A 555-nucleotide genomic window follows, 5' to 3' on the forward strand; every position below is an offset into this window, starting at 1 on the left:
CTGGGGTTGGAGGGGCCGACGCTGTCGATCGACACGGCGTGTTCCTCGTCGCTGGTGGCGCTGCACCTGGCGGCGCAGTCGCTGCGGCAGGGCGAGTCCACCATGGCGCTGGTGGGCGGTGTCGCGGTGATGTCGACCCCGGACCCGTTCGTGGAGTTCAGCCGGCAGGGCGCGCTCGCGCCCGACGCCTGCTGCCGCCCCTTCGCCACCGCCGCCGGCGGCACCGTCTGGGGCGAGGGCGTCGGTGTCCTGGTGCTGGAGCGGCTGTCGGACGCGCGGCGCAACGGGCACGAGGTGCTGGCCGTGGTCCGCGGTACCGCCGTCAACCAGGACGGCGCCTCCAACGGACTGACCGCGCCCAACGGCCCCTCCCAGCAGCGGGTGATCGAGCAGGCCCTGGCCAACGCCGGTCTCGCCACGGCCGACGTCGACGTGGTCGAGGCGCACGGCACCGGCACCACGCTCGGCGACCCGATCGAGGCCCAGGCACTGCTGGCGACCTACGGTCAGGACCGCCCCGAGGGGCGGCCGCTCTGGCTCGGCTCGGTCAAGTCG

Annotated in this window: 1 protein-coding gene; it reads left to right on the forward strand. The window is 74.8% G+C overall.

The window, feature by feature from the left end:
* Window positions 1-555: beta-ketoacyl synthase N-terminal-like domain-containing protein (locus UK12_RS32980; protein ID WP_045306894.1), on the forward strand; the 555-nt coding region annotated here is incomplete at both ends.

Source organism: Saccharothrix sp. ST-888 (assembly GCF_000955975.1).
Lineage (GTDB): Bacteria > Actinomycetota > Actinomycetes > Streptomycetales > Streptomycetaceae > Kitasatospora.